The sequence below is a fragment of the Vibrio fujianensis genome (genome assembly GCF_002749895.1).
GTDB lineage: Bacteria > Pseudomonadota > Gammaproteobacteria > Enterobacterales > Vibrionaceae > Vibrio > Vibrio fujianensis.
Genome location: NZ_NBUS01000054.1, coordinates 809,606 through 811,038, shown reverse-complemented (window position 1 = coordinate 811,038; position 1,433 = coordinate 809,606). Strand labels below are relative to the sequence as shown.

General features: G+C 43.6%; 2 protein-coding genes. One reads left to right on the top strand and one right to left on the bottom strand.

Annotation, left to right across the window (positions count from 1 at the left end; translation table 11 throughout):
* On the top strand, positions 1-435 hold a 435-nt coding region (locus tag B7C60_RS19955; protein WP_245869658.1), incomplete at its 5' end, for a methyl-accepting chemotaxis protein.
* A gap of 227 nt (positions 436-662) precedes the next feature.
* On the opposite strand, the gene B7C60_RS16820 is transcribed toward B7C60_RS19955, so the two are convergent.
* On the bottom strand, positions 663-1,433 hold a 771-nt coding region (locus B7C60_RS16820; RefSeq protein ID WP_216639338.1), incomplete at its 5' end, for a 4Fe-4S cluster-binding domain-containing protein.

The window sequence follows — 1,433 nt, the reverse complement described above, 5'->3', positions numbered from 1 at the left end:
CGAGCCGGTGAACAAGGGCGAGGGTTTGCGGTTGTCGCCGATGAGGTTCGTTCACTCGCTCAACGTACACAGCAGTCCACCGGTGAAATTGAAACCATGATTTCTACTCTGCAAGAAAAAGCAGAGCAGTCGACTAAAACGATTCGTTCCAGTGCTGATAAAATGCAATCAACACGTAGCAATATGTCAACCGCGAATGAAGGATTAAGTACTATACAAAACTCAGCGATTGAAATCCATAAACTCAATACATCCATAGCTTCGGCAACCGAAGAACAATTAGCCGTTAGTGATGAAATATCCAGCAATTTAAGTAATATTAAATCACTCTCATCGGATATGAATATTGCCATTAATCAACTCGCTCCAGTCGTGAGGGATTTGCAGAACAATGTTGATGATTTGAATGCTGCGATTAAGCATATTCGTACCTAATGGTTTGATCTGTATTTTATATCAACGATTTTGACCCTCATGAGAGGGTCATTTTATAACTAGATGTCCTTCTTACTGAGAGATGCTGCAATGTCCTCTACGTTCGTTTAGCCTAATACTCTAATCACATCATCTGTCTGTGCTCATGGGGATGATGAGAGCTATTCTTAGCTCTTTTCCAGTGCTAGCTGGCAGCGGTTTCAATCTGTGCTAGGTCAATAGGTCACTCACTGGCCACCGCCTTCCATCTCCCAGTTATTTTGGTGTTTGAGCTTGACCATTAAGTGGTTCACTTGCTCTGTAGTGGCCGCTGACCACGACTTAGCGACTCCTGAGACACCGTGATTGGTAAATGCATTAATTCGTAGTTGAAAAGGCGCTCCTTTAGCGGATTGTAATTGTTGTAACTGATTTAAATATTGCGCTAATGCGTCGCTATATTGGTCATAGTCTGTTTTATCGGGAATGAGTAATAAACGCACTTCGCTTAACTTGCCATGTTCAGCCAGAAAGTGTAATGACCGCTTAACGGCTAAATTACTATGGCCAGTTAATTGAAAGTGACACGCTTCGTGCCATGCTTTTAAATCGATCATGGCTCCATCCATCCAAGGCAACACACTTTGCCAGTGTTTGCGGGCAAGACTGCCATTGCTATCGAGTAAACAAGTTAATGACGAGAGTTCACGGGTGGTTTTCACCGCTTTAAACAATGCTCGAACAAATTCGATTTGCAAACTCGCTTCACCACCACTGAGAGTAATGCCGGAAATAAACTGTCGCCGTTGCTTTATCTGCTCAATTGCAGCAGAAACGGTCAGCGCTTGTGAATCTTCACTATAGCGATCAATCGTTTGTGGGTTATGACAAGCGGGGCAGCGATAATTACAGCCTTGTAGAAAAAATACCAATCGGTTGCCGGGCCCATCGACCACAGAATAAGGCAATAAGCGGGCAATTTGCCCGGTTATTGATGGTTGATAAATAGCCTGCTCCTG